We start from the raw sequence: 20,241 nt of genomic DNA on the forward strand, positions 1-20,241 counted from the left end.
TTTTTTAGTAGAAAGCAAATTTACAAATAGAATAGTTTAATTAACTAAATCTTTAAAAAATATCTCTTAAACTTTGTTTTAATTCTTGCAACGGCCTATCCGAACTTACCATTTTTTTTATTAATACAGTTTTAACCTCATCTACGTCTTCATTAATATATGAAGCCCATTTATTTTCTTTAAAAATGTTTTTAATTTCTTTTATTCGTTTAAGCGAAAAATTCAAGGTCATTAAAAATTTAGTCGTATTTAATTCGGATTTACAAATAGTTACCCTTTCTTGGCTATAATCTACATCTAAATAAAACTCTTTTTTAGAAGAATTTAAAGAGTAAAAATCTTTCCAATTTGCATAACCATAATAATAATTCTGATTTTTATAATTTTGAATTCCTTTAATTTTCCAGCGACAATTTGCTACTCTTCCCCAATGATTAGAATATCTATAAACTCCTTGCTCAGTATAAAAATACTTACTTCCTGATTTACTTTTAAAATGAATAGATTTTTCTTTAAAAAATTCTTCTGGAAAACTTTTAAATTCACAGAAAGTGTGTTTAAAAAAATTGAATTGATGATACTTACTCAAAGTTTTTTCTTGGTTTTTAATAATATTAACAAAAATATTAATTTACAAGCTTTGTTACGATATCTTTTACTGGTAATATTTCTTTTGTATGCTCAATACTTGGTCCAGCAACCCAAACAGTTTTATAAGTAGCTTTTGTTGCTGCATTTGTTACGGCATTTGTACCTATCATAAACCTAATGAGTTTAACCCATTTTTTTAAACTTCTATTTTTATTTAAAAAAGACTCTAACCAAGTTTGTTTTGTTCCTATTTTTTGAACATAAGGTGTATTAATTACAGTACATGGAGTTCCCGAAATACGTTCGGTTAAAACAATATCTTGCGCACCATAATCTACACAGGCTTGTTTATATTCTTCGGTCACTCCAGCTTCTATTGATGCAATAAATGGGCTTCCAATAGAAACTCCTGCTGCACCAAAACTTAACATTTTATCAATATCATCTTTACAACCAACACCTCCTGCTGAAATTATTGGAATGCCACAATTTTTAACTAAATCATCAATTAAAACTTTTGCTGATATTGCACCTCTATGACCTCCGGCTTCGTTATTAACAGCTATAATTGCATCAGCTCCAAGTGATTCAACTTTCTTGGCAAATTTTAAATCTACCACATCACAAAAAACTTTTATTCCAACTTTATGTGCTTGATTAATTGTTTCTTCCGGACTACCTAAAGAAGTAATAATAAAGTCAGCTCCCTCTTCACAAATAACTCTTAACTGCTCTTTATATTTAATATTAGATTTGTTTACGATTAAATTAAATCCAAAAGCTCCTCCTTTAACTTTAGCAGCTTTCAACTCACTAATTGCTACTCTCAATTCATCTAAAGTTCTATAATTTAGCGCAGGAATACAACCCGAAATTCCACTTTTCATTGCTTCAATTACCATTGTGGTATTTGAAACTAAAAACATTGGCGCTTGAATTATAGGATAGTTTATTTTTAAAAGTTCAGATAATTTTGGTGAATCCATGTTTTTGATTTTATCAAATATAATAAATTATTATGCGTGCATAACACTAAAAAATTAATGAAACAAAAAAAGGCTCCCAAATGGAAGCCTTTTTTTCACATATTAAAAGAATATTACTCTTCTTTTACCTCTTCAAAGTCAACATCTTCTACGTTGTCTCCTTCTCCTTTTGGTTGCTCTCCAGCATCTCCTGTAGGAGCTCCTTGAGCTTCACCTTCTTGTTGAGCTTTGTACATTTCTTCACTTGCTACTTTCCAAGCTTCGTTAATCTTTTCCATTGCCGCATCAATTTGCGCAAGATCTTTAGATTCGTGTGCTTTTTTCAATTCAGCTAAAGCAGCTTCAATTGGTCCTTTTTTATCTGCAGATAATTTATCTCCAAATTCTTTTAATTGCTTTTCAGTTTGGAAAATCATAGAATCTGCACCATTAATTTTCTCTGCAGTTTCTTTTGCAGCCTTATCTGCATCTGCATTAGCTTCTGCATCCGCTTTCATTTTTTCAATTTCAGCATCAGATAATCCTGAAGAAGCTTCAATTTTAATGTTTTGAGATTTTCCAGTAGCTTTATCAGAAGCAGTTACGTGAATAATTCCGTTTGCATCAATATCAAAAGTTACTTCAATTTGAGGAACTCCTCTTGGTGCTGGTGGAATATCCGTTAATTGGAAACGCCCAATAGTTTTGTTGTCTGCAGCCATAGCTCTTTCACCTTGCAACACATGAATATCTACTGAAGGTTGGTTATCGGCAGCAGTTGAGAATACTTGCGATTTTTTAGTTGGAATAGTAGTATTGGCATCAATAAGCTTTGTCATAACGTTACCCATAGTTTCAATACCTAATGATAACGGAGTAACATCTAACAACAATACATCCTTAACATCTCCTGTTAAAACTCCACCTTGAATAGCTGCTCCAATTGCCACAACCTCATCTGGATTTACTCCTTTACTTGGTGCTTTACCAAAGAATTTTTCAACAGCTTCCTGTACTGCAGGAATACGAGTTGAACCACCAACTAAAATAATTTCATCAATATCTCCCGTTGATAAACCTGCATTATTTAATGCAGTTTTACATGGCTCAATTGTTCTTTTTACTAAATCATCAATTAATTGCTCAAATTTAGCTTTAGATAATGTTCTTACTAAGTGTTTTGGTCCACTAGCTGTAGCAGTTACATAAGGTAAATTTATTTCTGTTGAAGCAGAAGATGACAATTCAATTTTTGCTTTTTCAGCAGCTTCTTTTAAACGTTGTAAAGCCATTGGATCTTGACGTAAATCCATATTTTCATCAGCTTTAAATTCTTCAGCTAACCAGTCAATAATTTTTTGATCAACATCATCACCACCTAAATGTGTATCTCCATCAGTTGACAATACTTCAAATACTCCGTCTCCTAATTCTAAAATAGAAACATCGTGCGTACCACCACCAAAGTCAAATACAACAATTTTTTGATCAACACCTTTTTTATCCATACCATAAGCCAATGCCGCAGCAGTAGGCTCGTTGATAATTCTACTAACCTTTAAACCTGCAATCTCACCAGCCTCTTTTGTAGCCTGACGCTGTGCATCATTAAAATATGCCGGAACTGTTACAACAGCTTCACTTACTTCGGTACCTAAATAATCTTCAGCAGTTTTTTTCATTTTTTGAAGAATCATTGCTGAAATTTCTTGTGGCGTATATAATCTACCATCAATATCAACACGTGGTGTGTCATTATCTCCTTTTACAACTTTATAAGGTACACGTTCTGCCTCCATTTTAGATTCAGAATACTTGTTACCCATAAAACGTTTAATTGAATAAATAGTTTTTAATGGATTTGTTACCGCCTGACGTTTTGCAGGATCTCCAACTTTACGCTCTCCACCTTCAATAAATGCAACAATTGATGGTGTTGTTCTTTTTCCTTCTGCATTAGGAATTACCACTGGTTCATTCCCTTCCATTACAGAAACACAAGAGTTGGTTGTTCCTAAATCTATTCCTATAATCTTACTCATAATGTATATATTTATTTTGTTTTTAATTTTTTTTTAAACTTACACTTACAATTAGTCAATGATTATGCCATTAAAAATTTTATGCCAAGATGTCATAATTAGCTCATTTAAAATCTCAAATTGTCATTTATAATCTAAGTTTAATACTAAATACACTTACTTTTCTCTTGTTATAAACATTGTTCTATATTTATAACAATTTAATTATATAATTAATGGAGTGTATTTCTGTATTTGACATGTTAAAAATTGGTATTGGTCCTTCTAGTTCTCATACTTTGGGACCTTGGCGAGCTGCCGAACGCTGGATTCAACATTTAAAAAAAACTGATACTTTTTATAAAGTAACATCTATTAAAGTAGATTTGTATGGCTCATTATCTCTAACAGGAAAAGGACATGCTACCGATTTAGCTCTTATTTTAGGCTTGGCAGGGATGGATCCAGAAACTATTCCAATTGAAAACATTTCGAATATTATTGAATCAATTAAAGCGTCCAAAAAAATTAAATTCGGAAATGAAATTGAAATTGAATTTCTTCCAAACCAAGAAATTACTTTTAATTCTGAATTTTTACCTTTTCATGCAAATGGCTTAACATTTACTGCCTTTTCCAAAGAAATAGAAATTTCAAAAGACACCTACTATTCTATTGGTGGAGGATTTGTAGTAAGGGAAGAACTAATACACGCAAAAGAAAATATAGAAATACAAAAAACTTTTCCTTTTCCAATTCAAAAAGCAAAAGAATTAGAAACTTATTGTAAAAACGAATCAAAATCAATTTCACAAATAGTTTTAGAAAATGAAAAATCTTTACGTTCTGAACAAGAAATTGATTTTGAAATAAATCGAATTTGGAAAACAATGCTTGATTGCATGTATACAGGTTGCCATACCGAAGGAATTTTACCCGGTGGATTGAATGTAAAAAGAAGAGCTTTTGACATGCATAAAAAACTAATTGGGGGGTTACCCTATAGCAATCCTGAAGAATGGATAGAAAGTATAAGAAGTACAGGAGTTATTTTTCGTCAAATATTAAAATGGGTTAGCTGTTTTGCTTTAAGTGTTAATGAAGTTAATGCCAACTTAGGCCGTGTTGTTACTGCACCAACCAATGGAAGTGCTGGTGTTATTCCTGCAGTATTAATGTATTATATGGTTATTGAAAACCACGAAGCCAATTTTAATCATATCAAAAATTACCTATTAGTTGCGGGAGAAATTGGCAGTATTTTTAAAAAAGGAGCTACTATTTCAGCTGCAATGGGCGGCTGTCAGGCAGAAATTGGAGTTTCTTCTGCAATGGCTGCTGGTGCCTTAACCGAATTATTAGGAGGAACTCCTGAACAAGTATTAATGGCTAGTGAAATTGCAATGGAGCATCATTTAGGATTAACTTGTGACCCTATTGGGGGTTTGGTCCAAATTCCTTGTATTGAACGCAATGCAATGGGAGCTATAAAAGCTATTAATGCTGCCGAACTAGCACTAGATTCAGACACTAATCACGCCAAAGTTCATTTAGACAAAGTAATTTCGAGTATGTGGGAAACGGCTAAGGATATGAATTCTAAATATAAAGAAACTTCTGAAGGTGGATTGGCCGTAGGTGTCAATCTTTCAGATTGTTAAAATATTATTTAGAATTACAGATAATATTTTTTATATTTGGTAAAAGGAATATTAATTAAAATAAAAAAATTCGTTACTCATGAGTAAATTTGATGAAAAATTAGCCCTTTATAAAGGCGAAATGGAAAAATTAGGACTAAGCTTTGATGCAGACTTATTAACTGCTGTTACTAAAGGATTGGGACCTTCAATATATAAAAAAGATGCAGAAACTGTTTCTGGTTCAGATCAAAAAGAATTAGCAACTGTAAAAAACAACTTCTTAATTAAAAAGTTAGGACTTGCTGATGGACCAAAATTAGATGATGCTATTGCGGCCGTAATTGAAAAAGTTGGAAAATCTAACAGAAACAAATATAGAGCAATTGTATATTATTTATTAGTTAAAGAATTAGGTCAAGAATCTAAATACTAATTTAAAGTTTACCTTATAAAATAAAAAAACCTGCAAATGCAGGTTTTTTTATTTTATAATTAATCGTCATCAACTTCTTCATCAAAATCGCTATCAAAAACATCATCAAAATTATCCTCATCGGCATCATAATCTTCCATTGTCTCCTCTAATCTTGAACTAATTTTAACTAAAAAAACAGTATCTTCAGTTCTAACCTCAACAGCATTTATAGTTTCATTTTTACTATTTTTAAATGAAATAATATCTTTATAATTATAGCCATCAGGGAATTTTTCAACCAACAAATCTAAAATATCATTTGTTAACTTGTTATAATCAACAATAACTCTTTTCATAATTACATGTTTAATAAATAAGCAAAAATTAATGGAGCTACAATAGTTGCATCAGATTCAATAATATACTTAGGCGTATTAATATCTAATTTTCCCCAAGTTATTTTTTCATTAGGAACTGCTCCTGAATATGAACCATAACTTGTTGTAGAATCTGATATTTGACAGAAATAACTCCAAAATGGTGTATCTGTTCTTTCCATATCTTGATATAACATTGGTACTACACAAATTGGAAAATCACCTGCAATTCCACCACCTATTTGAAAAAATCCTATACCATTTTCCGAATTTTGCGTATACCAATCTGCCAAGAATGTCATATATTCAATACCTGATTTCATAGTGCTAGCCTTTAATTCTCCTTTTAATACGTAAGAAGCGAAAATATTCCCCATAGTACTATCTTCCCAACCAGGAACAACCATAGGCAAATTAGCCTCAGCGGCAGCAATCATCCAACTATTTTTTGGATCAATTTCATGATATTGGTCTAGTACCCCTGAAAGCAATAATTTATACATAAATTCATGTGGGAAAAAACGTTCCCCTGCCTCTTCAGCATCTTTCCAAATTTTAAAAATATGTTCTTGCAAACGTCTAAATGCTTCTTCTTCTGGTATACAAGTATCTGTAACTCGATTCAATCCTTTTTCTAATAATGCCCATTCGTCTTGCGGAGTTAAATCTCTATATTCAGGAACACGTTTGTAATGAGAATGCGCCACTAAATTCATAATATCTTCTTCTAAATTTGCTCCTGTACATGATATTATTTGCACTTTATCTTGGCGAATCATTTCAGCAAATATTTTACCTATTTCAGCAGTACTCATTGCACCGGCTAATGAAACTAGCATCTTTGATCCTTTTGCTAATTGATTTTCATATTCTTTAGCTGCATCAACAACTGTTGCCGAATTAAAATGCAGGTAATACTTTTCAATAAATTGAGAAATTGCTCCTTTATTAGTCATAATCTTCGTCTTGAAATTTTGAGTTTTTTTGGTTTGGATCTTTGTAATCTGATTCGTTTTCGTAATCGTCATCCTCGGTGTTTTCAAACTTATAGCTTAACATTTTATAATATAATTTTGCAGCTAAAAAATCGGATGATTTTTCTTTTTCATTTGGACATAATTCAACAATGTCAAATCCAACAACATTTTTTTCTTTGAATACTTTCTGAAGGAAATCTAATGTTTCATACCATAATAGTCCTCCTGGTTCTGGTGTTCCTGTCGATGGCATTATAGATGGGTCAAACGCATCTAAATCTATGGTTATAAATACATTCTCAGTCATTAAATCAATCGCATTTTCAACCCAATAATCATCTGCTACCATCTCATGAGCAAAAAACACTTTTTCTTCATCCATTATGGTAGTTTCGATAATATCCATACTACGAATACCAACCTGAATTAAATTTGTGTTTTGACTTGCTTCATAAACAGCACATGCATGGTTACAAGAAGAACCTTCATATTCTTTTCTTAAATCGGCATGCGCATCAATTTGAAGTACTGTTAAATTATTAAAACACTCATTAAAAGCTCTAATAGAACCAATAGAAATTGAATGTTCTCCTCCAAATAAAGTTACAAACTTATTTTTTTGAATGTATGACTTAGCTGTCTTACGAACGGCTTCTACCATTTCTTCTGGTGAAGAATTTTCGGTAACTGCATCAGCCAAATAAACACCATTTTTGTATACTTCAGATTTGGTTTCAATATCGTATAACTCCATATTTTCTGAAGCTTGTAAAAAAGCTTCTGGTCCTTTATCTGATCCTTTTTGCCATGTGCTAGTACCATCATAAGGTACCGGAATTAAAACTACTTTTGAAGTTTCAATTTTACTAAATTCTTCTGGAATTCCTGCGTAAGTTCTTTTATTCATAACCTAATATCTTTAAAAAATCGCTTGGTTTTTGTTGTTCTTTAAAAACTTTGTATTCTAATTTTCCTTCGTCGTTTTTAGAAATAATAATATGTTTTGGTTGTGGAATTAAGCAGTGCTGTAATCCACCATAACCTCCTATAGTCTCTTGATATGCTCCTGTATTAAAAAAACCTAAATATAATGGTTTTTCTTCTTTATACATTGGTAAGTAAATAGCGTTTATATGTTGTTCTGAATTATAATAATCATCACTATCACAGGTTAAACCTCCTAATAATACTCTTTCATAATTGTCATTCCATCTGTTTAATGGTAACATTATAAAACGTTTATTAATTGCCCAACTATCAGGTAAAGTTGTAATAAAAGATGAATTAATCATGTTCCAGCGCTCTCTATCATTTTGCTTTTTTTGATAAAGTACTTTATATAATGCTCCTCCACTTTCACCAACGGTAAAACTTCCAAACTCAGTAAAAATATGAGGTACTTGCACCTCAGCTTCATCACAAGCTTGTTTAATTTGAGAAATAATTTCATCGATCATATAAGCATAATCATAATCAAATGCCAATGAATTTTTTATAGGAAAACCTCCTCCAATATTTAAACTGTCCAAAGTAGGACAAATACGTTTTAAATTTATATAAACTTTTAAACATTTGCTCAACTCATTCCAATAATAAGCATTATCCTTAATACCTGTATTAATAAAGAAATGAAGCATTTTAAGATTTACTTTGTTGTTGTCTTTTATATCTCTTCTATAAAAATCTACAATATTTTTATATCCAATACCTAAACGAGAAGTATAAAATTCAAATTTTGGTTCTTCTTCAGAAGCAATTCTAATTCCAATATTTAATTTTTTTCTCATTCCTTCAGTAAGCAATCCTATTTCTTCATAATTATCAATAATTGGAATGCAGTTTCTGTGACCATTTTGAATTAAGCCTTGAATTTTTTGAATGTATTCATCACGTTTAAACCCATTGCACAGTACAAATGTTTTATCTGTTAATTTTCCACTTCTTTTTAAACTTTCAACAATATCAATATCAACAGCCGATGATGTTTCAATATGAATATCATTTGTTAAAGCTTCATCTAATATATGTTTAAAGTGCGAACTTTTTGTACAGTAACAATAGTGATATTTTGCTTTGTACTTATGATTTCGCATTGAGGTTTTAAACCAACCTTTTGCTTTTTGAATATTTTCGCTAATTTTTGGTAAATATGTAAACTTTAAAGGTGTACCATATTCTTCTGCAAGTTTCATCGTATCGATTTCGTGAAAATGCAAATGTTTTTTTGAATCTACCTTAAATTCTTCTTGTGGAAAATCAAATGTTTGATTTATTAAATCAATGTATTTAGTATTCATTTTTTAATAATATATGCTATAAATTTTTAATAATTGTATGAACAGCCGATGGGCTGAAATTTCATTTTATAAAAAAAGTCTATACTCTTAATACTAAATTGTAAAAGGTATCCACAGTCAAAACAGAGAGACTGCAAATAATAAAAATGTAGTTTATAGAAGTTGTCATTTGTCTTAATTTTTCGTTGTGCTTCCAAAACACATAGTAACTTAAAAACTTCTTAATAAAAAAGTTACGACCGAAAAAATATAATTTTTTCAATATTAATTAAAAATAACGGAGCAAACTTATATAAAAAAACAATACGATTTAAAAAAAAGTTGCATTAACGTGTAAAAATTAATTCTTTATTGTTAGAAAGGTTTGAATCGAACACATAACCTTCTGAATTAAAACCCTTTAAACCTTCTATTGTTTCTATATTATTGTCAATTATATAACGTACCATTAATCCTCTAGCCTTTTTGGCAAAAAAACTAATAATTTTTAAGTTACCATTTTTATAATCTTTAAAAACTGGAGTTACAATAGGTGATTTTAATAATTTTGAATTTATAACTTTAAAATATTCGTTACTGGCTAAGTTTATAAACAATTCATCCTTTTCTAATTCAGAATTTAAAGCTTTTGTAACTTTATCACCCCAAAATTGGTATAAGTTTTCTTTTGTGCCAACTTTTAATTTAGTTCCCATTTCCAAACGATAAGGCTGCATTAAATCGAGTGGTTTTAAAACGCCATATTGCCCTGAAAGAATTCTTAATTTATCTTGAAGTTGATCAATTTTCTCTATTGGAAGGGTTGCAACATCTAACCCTGTATACACATCTCCATTAAAGGCATAAACTGCTTGTTTTGAATTTTCTAAAGTAAAAGGCAACGCCCAATTTTGATTACGTTCCCAATTTAATTCTCCTAAATTAGGCGAAATACTCATTAATTTTGAAAGTACTTTAGGTGATTTCTTTTTTAAAACCTTGTTTAATCTTTCGGCTTCTTTCAAAAATATTCCTTCTGTAAATTTTGTTGTTGGTACTTTAGTTTCAAAATCCAATGATTTTGCAGGTGATATTACTATTTTCATATTCTATTTTTTTGACTGAAACAAATTTACATTATTTCAATTATTTCTCCTTTTTTAAATTCAAAATTAAAATCTCCTTTCACTATAAAATCTGATTGTTCAATTTTATCTCCTGTTGGAAACCACTTTCTTAGATTATTATTTACAACTATAAATAACCCATTTTCATTACCAACAGCACAAAATTGTTCCATATCTCCACTGTAAATATTAATTTTTTTAATTGTATTTAACTTTTTAAAAGTACTTTCTATATGGCTTGAAGCCATTCCTATTTCGCTAATATTAAAAACTTCTTTCGACGAAAACTTTTGATTAGAGTTTAAATTCATATTCTTTCGAGAAATAAATTCTATAATATTATTTTCTAAATCATAGAAATAAATTGCTTTTGCATTCCAGCTTTTAAAGTCAATAATTTCCTGATTATCAAAACCTAAAATATCAACTCGTTCTTTTAACCAATACAATGCTTCCTTCTCTTTATTCGAAGGAATATTTAGCGCAAAATGATACGGAGATACTTCTTTTCTATACTTTAAAGTTAAAATAGAAGCTCCTATTTTAAAACTTGTATATTCTGGTGTCGAAATTTCAATTGGAAATTCTAAAATAGTAGTATAAAAGTCTATTTGTAAATCTAGTTTATTAGTATATAATATGAGTTCTTTTATTTTCATTCTGTAGTAAAAGTACTTCAATTTTAGATATAATAATGTTTATTTCAATTCATTAAAATTATTTCAAAATAAAGAAAACCTATAGCTTTATCTTAAAGTAAAAACCAACCTATTTTCTGTTATCTTTGCATCTTAATTTAATTTATGAGCATTACTTTACTTGCGTCACCTTTACAAGGTTTTACCGATTTCCGATTTAGAAATGCGTTTCAGAAGTATTTTGGAGGAATAGACACTTATTATGCGCCGTATATACGTTTGGATAAAAAATTAATTATTAAAAATTCATATAAACTTGACTTAAACCCAGAGAACAATACATCTATAAATTTAATTCCACAAGTAATGACAAATGATGCGGATCAGTTTTTATTTGTTGTAAAATACATTCAAGAATTAGGTTATAAAGAACTTAATTGGAACCTAGGTTGTCCTTACCCAATGGTTACAAAACGAGGGATGGGCTCTGGATTAATATGTGAACCCACAAAAATTGATAATATACTAAATCGTGTACATAACGAAACAGATGTAATTATATCTATGAAAATGCGAATGGGATATGAAAATCCAGAAGAAATTTTAGACACTTTTCCAATTTTAGATAAATATCCATTAAAAAACATTGCCATTCACGCACGAATTGGAAAACAACTTTATAAAGGAGGTGTTAATTTAGAAGCATTTGAACGCTGTACAAAAAGTACAAAACATAAATTGTATTACAATGGCGATATAACCACTGTAAACAAATTTAAAGAAATGCAACAACGGTTTCCAACTATTAATCATTTTATGATTGGAAGAGGACTTATTTCTGATCCTTTCTTGCCAAGTATGATAAAAAATAACACTACTCAATACCCTAAAAATAGATGGGGTATTTTTAATGAATTTCATGATTCTATTTACCAACAATACGATGCCGCTTTATCTGGACCAACTCCAATTAAAATGAAAATGTTAGGTTTTTGGGAGTACTTTTCAACATCATTTTCAAACCCTCAAAAAACCTATAAAAAAATTAAAAAAGCTGGTTCGCCTAGAAATTATCAAGCTGCAGTGAAAGAAATATTCTCAAATGAAAGAAATAGCTAAATTTATTATTTTTTCTTTAGATGGTTTTCAATATCGCTTATATGAAGCATAAGCGCTTGCGATGAAATTTTAATTTCTTTTATTAAAAGCATTAAGGATATTATAAGTAATATCAATGCGATACCAAATACCCATACGGCAATTATTTGCTGATGAATGTAAATTAGAAACATTGTTAAAACACATAAAAGCAGACTGGAAATTCCAAATATCTGCATCCATCGAGTAAGGTTTATTCTCTGTCTAAGATTTTCAATTTGATAAATTAATGATTTATCTTTTTTATCTAGATAAACATCGTGTAAATTTCTAATAACCGCAGCATAAGCTAAAAACCTATTTGTATAAGCAAGCATTATTAGTGATATTGCTGAAAATAAAAGTGCTGGAGTTGTTAAAGTTAATTCTTCCATAAATTTTATTCTAATGATCTTCCTTTTGATTCACAGTATAAGATCTCCACTTTTCAAGGCAATCCGTTATATCTTCGGGTATTTCACATTCAAAACGTAAAAATTCACCTGTTGTTGGATGCTCAAAACCTAAAGTTTTTGCGTGTAAAGCTTGTCTTGGCAACACCTTAAAACAATTATCTACAAACTGTTTATATTTTGTAAAGGTTGTTCCTTTCATTATAGCATCACCTCCATATCGTTCATCGTTAAAAAGGGTATGCCCAATATGTTTAAAATGTGCTCTAATTTGGTGAGTTCTGCCTGTTTCTAGTTTACATTGCACTAAAGTAACATAACTAAAGCGCTCAATAACTTTATAATGTGTTACAGCATGTTTTCCAAAATCACCTTCTGGAAAAACACTCATTTGAAGTCTATTTTTTAAACTTCTACCAATATTCCCTTCAATTGTGCCTTCATCATCTTCTAAATTCCCCCAAACAATTGCATAATACAATCGCTCAGTTGTTCTATCAAAAAACTGCTTAGATAAATGCGCCATGGCAAACTCTGTTTTTGCAACAACTAACAATCCGCTGGTATCTTTATCAATTCTATGAACTAAACCCGGACGCTCATTTGAATTTGTTGGTAAATTCTCTATATGGTGAATTAATGCATTTACTAAAGTACCACTATAATTTCCATGACCTGGATGCACAACCATCCCTGCTGGTTTATTAACTACCAAAACTTGGTCATCTTCAAATAAAATATCCAATGGAATATCTTCGGCAACCAATAAATTTTCATGCGGTGGATGAGATAGCACAACTCTAACCACATCATTTGGTTTTACCTTATAATTTGGTTTTACCGAAACTTCATTTACCAAAACATTTCCAGCTTTTGCAGCTTGCTGAATTTTATTTCGAGTGGCGTTTTCAATAAAATTCATTAAAAATTTATCTACGCGTAAAGGTTCTTGACCAACATGCGCAACGTATTTAAAATGTTCATAAAACTCTTCGTTCTCTGCTCCTATTTCCTCTAAACTCATTCTTTCTAATTATCAGATGATTGTCTATATCTCCCACTTCCATTTCCATCACCTAATTTAAGTGTAATTTCCGAAGTTTTCGGAATTTCATCTCCTTCTTTCAAATTTTTACCGTTATAAAGTAATCCTCTTACAACATCTTTTGCTATATCTGAAACATAAATAGGTTTTGAACTTATTTTAAAACCAATGGCGCTTAATTGTGAAGTAACTTGTCTTTTTGTTTTTCCTAAAACGTTTGGAATTGTAACATTTCTATAACCTGAAGGATTTAATGTTAAATATATTTTTCTGTTTTCTTTTACGAAATCACCTGGTTCTGGGTCTTGATCAATAACTGATTTTTTTGGATAATCTGGATTAAAACTTGCCGAATCTATTACAAATAACCTTAAATCTAATTCCGATAATGTTTTTTCAACTTCACTCAAACTCATTTTTTCCAAATTTGGAACTTCTATTTTTTGATCGTGATTGGTTGAAATGTTAACCCATTTCATAACTATAAAAATAAATATTACTAATCCTACAACAGCAAATAACAATTGCTTTAAAAACTCCTTGGATTTAATAAACTGAACTAAACTCATTTTTCTTCTTTAATTTTGGCAAAGATACTTTATAAATTTCAAATTACTTAATTGTTATTTCTTGAATTAAAACAAACCAAATTGCTTTTTTTAATGAAACACTTTTTTACCTTCCTTCTTTAAACAAGAATTATGTAAGTTTGTAATTATTGTTAAAGCTATAAACTTAAAATGAAAAAAAATATTGCCATAATAATGGGTGGCTACTCTTCGGAAGTTGAAATTTCTTTAAAGAGTGGGAATGTTGTTTATCAAAATTTATCAAAAGAATTATACAATGCATATCCAATTCATGTATTAAAAAACAAATGGGTTTATGTTGATGAAAACGGACAAGAGTTTCCAATAAATAAACACGATTTTTCGATTAAAATAAATAACGAGAAAATAACATTCAATTGTGTTTTTAATGCCATTCACGGCTCACCTGGTGAAGATGGAAAAATTTTAGCTTATTTAGAGTTGCTTGGTATAAAACACACCTCTGCTCCATTTTACCAAATGGCGTTAACTTTTAATAAAAGAGATTGCCTAAGTGTAGTTAAACAATATGGAATAAAAACTGCAACATCCTATTTTTTAAACAATGGTGACACTATAAACATTTCTGAAATTATTGCAAAAGTTGGATTACCTTGTTTTGTTAAACCAAACAATGCAGGTTCAAGTTTTGGTATCTCTAAAGTTAAAACTGAAATAGAATTGATACCAGCAATTGAAAAGGCATTCAAGGAAGATTCGGAAATACTTATTGAAGCTTTTTTAGATGGACGTGAAGTTACTATTGGAGTTATTAATTTTGAAGGAAAAACCAAAGTTTTACCTATAACTGAAATTATTACCGATAACGACTTTTTTGATTATGAAGCAAAATATGAGGGGAAATCAGAAGAAATTACACCTGCAAATATTACTACTGAGTTAAAAAACAAACTTGAAAAAGTTGCTGTAAAAACCTATAAAGCACTTAACATGACTGGTTTTTCGCGCACTGAATATATTATTGTAAATGATGAACCACATTTTTTAGAAATGAATACTGTTCCTGGTTTAACAACAGCAAGTATTATTCCTCAACAAGCAGGAAAATGCGGTATTTCATTACCTAAATTATTTGAAAACGCTATTGAATCAGCATTAAAAAACTAACAAAAAATGAAGCGAGCAATTTTCCCTGGATCTTTTGACCCAATAACTTTAGGACACGTTGATATTGTAAATAGAGGATTACCTTTGTTTGATGAAATAATTATAGCAATTGGAGTAAATTCGGACAAAAATTATATGTTTTCCTTAAAAGAACGCATGAGTTTTATAGAAAAATATTACGAAAATGAGCCTAAAATAAAAGTTACTACCTATAAAGGTTTAACAACTGAATATTGTAAGAAAATCGACGCCGATTTTATTTTACGTGGATTAAGAAACCCAGCAGATTTTGAGTTTGAAAAAGCAATAGCCCAAACCAATAGAAAACTTTCAAAAATTGAAACTGTGTTTTTGTTAACTTCTGCAGATACTGCTTTTATAAGTTCAAGTATTGTGAGAGATGTTTATAGACATGGTGGAGATATATCTGGGTTAGTTCCAGATAGTGTACCTGGTAAATAAAAGTAAGTAAAGAAAATTGCTTCATTTTATAATAAAATTAAAATTTAATTTAAACCTTAATTTTGACTGAAAATTCCAAAGATATACAGTTACAATACCAAGGTTTTAATAAAACTCCTTTATTATGGGAAAATGATGCTATTTTTCAATTAAATCAGTTTAAAATTACTTCTGAAAATGACCTACAATATTGCTCACTTTCAAAACCTGAAATTCGATTAGGTAAAAGAGTTGAACAGTTTTGTTTTTTTAAATTTCAACAAGATCCTCAAATTGAAATTTTATTAGAAAATCTTCAAATACAGGATAAAAAAAGAACCGTTGGTGAAATTGACTGTATTCTAAAAAAAAATAACCAACCTATTCATGTTGAATTAATTTATAAGTTTTACCTATATGATTCAACTGTTGGAAACTCTGAAATTGAACATTGGATTGGACCAAATAGACGTGATAGTTTATTTCTAAAATTAACCAAACTTAAAAATAAACAATTACCTCTTTTAAATAATAGCTTTACAAAACCATATCTTAAAACATTACAAATTCCTATCGAAAAAATACAGCAATCCGTATTTTTCAAAGCTCAATTGTTTGTTCCACTTGAAGATTTAAAAAAAACCTTTCCTATTATAAACAATGATTGTATTTATGGATTTTACATTAGTTATAATAAATTACACCAATTTGATAATTGCAAGTTTTATATTCCTACCAAAGTAAATTGGCTAAAGGAAATTCAAACCAACATAAAATGGATTACATATTCGAAATTTCATTCAAAAATAATGGAATTTGTAAACCAAAAATCAGCCCCACTTTGTTGGGTTAAATTTCCTAACGGAACATTTCAAAAGTTTTTTGTTATTTGGTGGGAATAGCTTCTTATTGCTAGATTTAGACACTTTAATCTTAAATAACTATTGCTTTTTTTTAACAAATATGTATTTTTTTAAATAAAAAAGGGTAACAAAATCTCACTCTAGTTTATATGATTGTATAAAACAAATGGAAAAAGAAAACCATTAAAAAATTAATCATTTTAAAATATACAATTATGAAAACTATCACTAAAAAAATCGGACAAACATTTTCTAAAACAATGCTATTTTTAGCAGTAATTTCAACAGTTGTTTCTTGTGAAACAGATGAAACCGTTGAACAGTTTGAAGAATTAAATTCTAAGTTAAAAGAAACTTCTTTCAACTTTGATCAATTTGGAATTACCCATAATAACTATTTAGTTTATGTTTATAATATTAAAGACAATCAAAATCATGAGGCTAGATTTAAACACGGCTTATCTTTTTACGACGAAACTTTTGGGAGTTTTGATATTGGTTTAAAATTTGAAGATATTAAAAACAGTATTGATTTTCATAAAAAAAGAGTTGAAAATATACTTAACGGAAATTATAGAGCAAAATCTGAAAATTTAAGTCCCGAAATGACTATCTTTTTAAATGAACTTGCGCAAATTTCAAGAGTTTCTTTAAAAAATGAAGTAACAATTTCTGAATTTGATAAAGCAATAGAAAAACTAGAAATTTCGGTACGTAAAAATCATAACATTCAAATTAATTTAGAAACAGGTATTTCAAATGATGGTGCAAGTATGCTAGCTATTTGTTCAATTTTAAAATATAGTACTAAATATTGGTCAAGTTTTGGCAGTGGAAATAATGGTGGTGGAGACACTACACCACTTGCAAAAGGAAAAATTAAAAGAGCGCTTGCTGATGCTTGGGGATACGTTTCTGCTTGGGTTGATAATGGTGATGGAAGCTATTCTTGGGATCACCAATCCGCACTTGTTAATGCTGATTGTGTTTCAGATAGTGTTAGATCTAACTAATAATGGATACAACATAAAAAAGGTTTTGAGTAAATTTCAAAACCTTTTTTTTATTTTAATTACATTTGCTATCCATCTGTTAATATCAGATAAAATTATTTAATGTTAAATTACACAGAATATAAACATAAAACTTCTAAAGAATGGATAACCTTTGTACATGGTGCTGGAGGTAGTTCGTCCATTTGGTTTAAACAAATACGAAGCTTTAGTGAGTTTTTTAATGTGTTGGTTTTAGATTTGCGAGGACATGGAAATAGCAACCCCGCTTTAAAAGACACTTTTAATGAAAAATATACATTTGATGCTATTACAAATGATATTGTAGAAGTTTTAAATCATTTAAAAATTAAAGAATCTCATTTTTCGGGTATTTCGCTTGGAACTATTTTAATTAGGAATATAGCTGAAAACCATCCAAAAAGAGTAATTAGTATGATAATGGGCGGCGCAATTATGCAACTAAATTTAAAATCTCAAATATTGATGAGAATTGGTGTTTTATTTAAATCTGTTGTTCCTTATTTAGTGCTTTACAAATTGTTTGCATTTATAATTATGCCTCGAAAAAATCACAAAAAATCACGTTTAATTTTTGTTAATGAAGCAAAAAAATTATACCAAAAAGAATTTGTACGATGGTTTAAATTAACTTCTGAAATAAATCCACTTCTACATTTTTTTAGAACAAAAGATACTGAAATTCCTACATTTTATATTATGGGAGAAGAAGATCATCTTTTTTTACCAGCAGTAAAAAAAGTAGTGTCACAACATTTAAAATCTTCGTTATTAGTAATAAAAAACTGCGGACATGTAGTAAATATAGAGCAAGCTCAAATTTTCAATAACGAATCTATTAACTTCATTAAAAAACTTAAACTTGCTCCAATAAAATCTTAAAATTTTATTTAGGCCATTTTATAGTGTCATCATCTATAAAAATTGGGGACCATTGAATTTCATCCAACACACCATTTGATAGCCAAAAATTTGTAGAAACCTCGTCTATTTCAATTACCTTTTGATTTTCATCTTCAGTTTCTGAACAATCTTCAACATAAATTTCACCTAAATCAATTTCGTCTAATTGATTAATTAGTTTTAATTCACTTAAACCAATTAAAGACACTTCTTCTAATTCATAAAAATCCGAAGTAACTGAAAACATCATCAATTTCCAATCTTCTGCTTCATCAAAACTAATTGATAAAAACAATTCATCATATTCCCAAGATTCAGTTAAATCGTTATCTGAATTTGAATGAGAATATTTATCGATAAATGAAGGTTCTCCAAGTAACTCTTTCACTTTATCTCTAGACATTCCAAATTTTAGAAATCCCAAACCAATTCCTGGTTTTATTTCTCTTAATTCTTTAAGCATAATTTAATATTCGAATTTATTTTTAAACAAATATAAATTATTAAACCGTAAAAATTTAAATATTTTTATAAACAAAAAAAGATGAAATTTTGTTAATAAAACACTCATTATTAATCAATAACAATACAAGCTTATGCTTTTCCAAGTTTTTTAATAGCCACCCATTGTCTAAAAGTATCTCGTGCTTCGGCAGCCGGATAACCTACTACTGTAGTACCAGCAGGAACATCATTCATTACACCAGATCCACCACCAACAACTGCTCCAGATCCAATTTTAGTATGATCTTTAACTGATGAAGCCCCTCCAATAATTACTCCATCGCCCAATGTAACCGAACCGGCCAAACCACTACTTCCTGCCATTATACAAGAACGTCCTAAAATACAATTGTGTGCAATTTGAACTAAATTATCAATTTTACATCCATCTCCTATAATTGTCGAACTAAATTTTGCTCTATCTACTGTAGAATTTGCACCAATTTCAACTCCATCTCCAATAACCACATTACCAATATGAGGAATTTTCACCAAACCTCTTCCATCATCACTTGGTCTGTAACCAAAACCATCGGCTCCAATACTTACATTATTATGAAAAATACAATGACTTCCTATTACACTTCGTTCTCTAATTACAGAACCAGACCAAATTACAGTGTTATTACCTATTGTTGTTTCATCAAAAATTGAAACATTTGGATACAAAATCACATCATCTCCTAAAACAACATTATGTCCAACATAGCAATTTGCACCAATTTTACAATTTTCACCAATTTGGGCAGAATCAAGAATTACAGCAGTTGGATGAATATCAACCTCAAAAACTGGTGAACTAGGACTAAAAACCTCTAACATCTTAGCCATTGCCAAATCTGCATTCTTCACCTTAATTACAGCTCTATTTTCAAAAGAATCCACATTTAAATTATCGTTAATAATTACAGCACTAGCCTTTGAATCTTTCCACAAATGGACATATTTTTTGCTAACTATAAAACTAACCTGATTTATTGTTGCTGAACTCAACTCTTCAGGTCCAGAAATTTTGTGAGTTGTATTTCCTATTAATTCTCCATTTAATATGGCATTGATTTCTTGAACGGTAAATGACTTCATTAATTTAATTTAGTTTAAAGGCTTTTAAATGCCAAATTATGGTGAAAAGGCTAAATATAAACCAATTATC

Annotated in this window: 22 protein-coding genes; 8 read left to right on the forward strand and 14 right to left on the reverse strand. The window is 29.6% G+C overall.

Annotated features, from left to right (window positions below; genetic code table 11):
• Positions 1 to 52: 52 nt before the first annotated feature.
• The 3 genes from Q0776_RS10055 to dnaK all read right to left on the reverse strand — a co-directional run bounded on the left by Q0776_RS10055 (position 53) and on the right by dnaK (position 3,598).
• The gene (locus tag Q0776_RS10055) at positions 53 to 589 is read right to left on the reverse strand and encodes a hypothetical protein (protein ID WP_298367693.1); all 537 of its coding nucleotides are present in this window, start codon (positions 587 to 589) and stop codon (positions 53 to 55) included.
• Positions 590 to 626: 37 nt separating this feature from the next.
• Complete coding sequence (locus Q0776_RS10060; protein ID WP_298367696.1) at positions 627 to 1,577, reverse strand: nitronate monooxygenase; 951 nt, start codon at positions 1,575 to 1,577, stop codon at positions 627 to 629.
• A gap of 113 nt (positions 1,578 to 1,690) precedes the next feature.
• Positions 1,691 to 3,598, reverse strand: coding sequence for a molecular chaperone DnaK (gene dnaK, locus Q0776_RS10065; RefSeq protein ID WP_298367698.1), 1,908 nt, complete (start codon positions 3,596 to 3,598; stop codon positions 1,691 to 1,693).
• A gap of 215 nt (positions 3,599 to 3,813) precedes the next feature.
• On the opposite strand from dnaK, the gene Q0776_RS10070 reads away from it, so the two are divergent.
• Together Q0776_RS10070 and Q0776_RS10075 are read left to right on the forward strand one after the other, a co-directional pair.
• Positions 3,814 to 5,238, forward strand: a complete 1,425-nt coding sequence (locus Q0776_RS10070) for an L-serine ammonia-lyase (RefSeq protein ID WP_298367701.1) — start codon at positions 3,814 to 3,816, stop codon at positions 5,236 to 5,238.
• 79 nt (positions 5,239 to 5,317) lie between these two features.
• Positions 5,318 to 5,653 carry a DUF2853 family protein gene (locus Q0776_RS10075; protein WP_298367703.1) on the forward strand — a complete coding sequence of 112 codons (336 nt, stop codon included), beginning with the start codon at positions 5,318 to 5,320 and terminating at the stop codon, positions 5,651 to 5,653.
• A gap of 59 nt (positions 5,654 to 5,712) precedes the next feature.
• Here the strand turns inward: Q0776_RS10075 and Q0776_RS10080 are convergent, their stop codons facing one another.
• The 6 genes from Q0776_RS10080 to Q0776_RS10105 all read right to left on the reverse strand — a co-directional run bounded on the left by Q0776_RS10080 (position 5,713) and on the right by Q0776_RS10105 (position 11,051).
• Positions 5,713 to 5,991, reverse strand: a complete 279-nt coding sequence (locus Q0776_RS10080; RefSeq protein ID WP_298367706.1) for a hypothetical protein — start codon at positions 5,989 to 5,991, stop codon at positions 5,713 to 5,715.
• Positions 5,992 to 5,993: 2 nt separating this feature from the next.
• Positions 5,994 to 6,968 carry a deoxyhypusine synthase family protein gene (locus Q0776_RS10085; RefSeq protein WP_298367709.1) on the reverse strand — a complete coding sequence of 325 codons (975 nt, stop codon included), beginning with the start codon at positions 6,966 to 6,968 and terminating at the stop codon, positions 5,994 to 5,996.
• Entirely contained in the window at positions 6,961 to 7,896 is a 936-nt protein-coding gene (gene speB / locus Q0776_RS10090; RefSeq protein WP_298367711.1) for an agmatinase, read from the reverse strand. Before speB ends, Q0776_RS10085 begins: the two co-directional genes overlap by 8 nt.
• Positions 7,889 to 9,286, reverse strand: coding sequence for an arginine decarboxylase (locus tag Q0776_RS10095; protein ID WP_298367714.1), 1,398 nt, complete (start codon positions 9,284 to 9,286; stop codon positions 7,889 to 7,891). Before Q0776_RS10095 ends, speB begins: the two co-directional genes overlap by 8 nt.
• A 326-nt stretch (positions 9,287 to 9,612) precedes the next feature.
• Complete coding sequence (gene yaaA / locus Q0776_RS10100) at positions 9,613 to 10,371, reverse strand: peroxide stress protein YaaA (protein WP_298367716.1); 759 nt, start codon at positions 10,369 to 10,371, stop codon at positions 9,613 to 9,615.
• A 26-nt stretch (positions 10,372 to 10,397) separates the two neighbouring features.
• On the reverse strand, positions 10,398 to 11,051 hold the full coding sequence (locus Q0776_RS10105) for a VOC family protein (RefSeq protein WP_298367718.1): 654 nt from the start codon (positions 11,049 to 11,051) through the stop codon (positions 10,398 to 10,400).
• Positions 11,052 to 11,195: 144 nt separating this feature from the next.
• Here Q0776_RS10105 and Q0776_RS10110 point away from each other — a divergent pair, with 144 nt between their 5' ends.
• A complete protein-coding gene (locus Q0776_RS10110; protein WP_298367720.1) occupies positions 11,196 to 12,149 on the forward strand; it encodes a tRNA-dihydrouridine synthase family protein in 954 nt (317 codons plus the stop codon).
• 5 nt (positions 12,150 to 12,154) lie between these two features.
• Here Q0776_RS10110 and Q0776_RS10115 read toward each other — a convergent pair whose 3' ends face one another.
• From Q0776_RS10115 to Q0776_RS10125, 3 genes are read right to left on the reverse strand one after another with little or no spacing between them, the layout of a single operon-like run.
• Positions 12,155 to 12,562, reverse strand: coding sequence for a DUF2721 domain-containing protein (locus Q0776_RS10115; protein WP_298367722.1), 408 nt, complete (start codon positions 12,560 to 12,562; stop codon positions 12,155 to 12,157).
• Positions 12,563 to 12,572: 10 nt separating this feature from the next.
• Positions 12,573 to 13,604, reverse strand: a complete 1,032-nt coding sequence (locus Q0776_RS10120; RefSeq protein WP_298367724.1) for an RluA family pseudouridine synthase — start codon at positions 13,602 to 13,604, stop codon at positions 12,573 to 12,575.
• A 5-nt stretch (positions 13,605 to 13,609) separates the two neighbouring features.
• The gene (locus Q0776_RS10125) at positions 13,610 to 14,194 is read right to left on the reverse strand and encodes a PASTA domain-containing protein (protein WP_298367727.1); all 585 of its coding nucleotides are present in this window, start codon (positions 14,192 to 14,194) and stop codon (positions 13,610 to 13,612) included.
• Positions 14,195 to 14,365: 171 nt separating this feature from the next.
• Between Q0776_RS10125 and Q0776_RS10130 the strand changes: the two genes are divergently transcribed.
• From Q0776_RS10130 to Q0776_RS10150, 5 genes are all read left to right on the forward strand, one after another.
• Positions 14,366 to 15,343, forward strand: a complete 978-nt coding sequence (locus Q0776_RS10130; RefSeq protein ID WP_298367730.1) for a D-alanine--D-alanine ligase — start codon at positions 14,366 to 14,368, stop codon at positions 15,341 to 15,343.
• A 6-nt stretch (positions 15,344 to 15,349) separates the two neighbouring features.
• Positions 15,350 to 15,805, forward strand: coding sequence for a pantetheine-phosphate adenylyltransferase (gene coaD, locus Q0776_RS10135; RefSeq protein ID WP_298367732.1), 456 nt, complete (start codon positions 15,350 to 15,352; stop codon positions 15,803 to 15,805).
• Between the two features lie 62 nt (positions 15,806 to 15,867).
• On the forward strand, positions 15,868 to 16,686 hold the full coding sequence (locus Q0776_RS10140; RefSeq protein WP_298367735.1) for a DUF1853 family protein: 819 nt from the start codon (positions 15,868 to 15,870) through the stop codon (positions 16,684 to 16,686).
• 176 nt (positions 16,687 to 16,862) lie between these two features.
• Positions 16,863 to 17,660, forward strand: a complete 798-nt coding sequence (locus Q0776_RS10145; RefSeq protein WP_298367737.1) for a hypothetical protein — start codon at positions 16,863 to 16,865, stop codon at positions 17,658 to 17,660.
• Between the two features lie 102 nt (positions 17,661 to 17,762).
• Positions 17,763 to 18,563, forward strand: coding sequence for an alpha/beta hydrolase (locus tag Q0776_RS10150; RefSeq protein WP_298367739.1), 801 nt, complete (start codon positions 17,763 to 17,765; stop codon positions 18,561 to 18,563).
• A 4-nt stretch (positions 18,564 to 18,567) separates the two neighbouring features.
• Here the strand turns inward: Q0776_RS10150 and Q0776_RS10155 are convergent, their stop codons facing one another.
• Positions 18,568 to 19,047 carry a hypothetical protein gene (locus Q0776_RS10155; RefSeq protein ID WP_298367741.1) on the reverse strand — a complete coding sequence of 160 codons (480 nt, stop codon included), beginning with the start codon at positions 19,045 to 19,047 and terminating at the stop codon, positions 18,568 to 18,570.
• A gap of 131 nt (positions 19,048 to 19,178) precedes the next feature.
• Positions 19,179 to 20,171: a UDP-3-O-(3-hydroxymyristoyl)glucosamine N-acyltransferase gene (lpxD, locus tag Q0776_RS10160; protein WP_298367743.1), complete on the reverse strand. Its 993-nt coding sequence runs from the start codon at positions 20,169 to 20,171 to the stop codon at positions 19,179 to 19,181.
• Positions 20,172 to 20,241: the final 70 nt, after the last annotated feature.

Origin of the sequence: uncultured Lutibacter sp. (genome assembly GCF_947495725.1) — a bacterium.
In the GTDB taxonomy this organism is placed as follows: Bacteria; Bacteroidota; Bacteroidia; order Flavobacteriales; family Flavobacteriaceae; genus Lutibacter.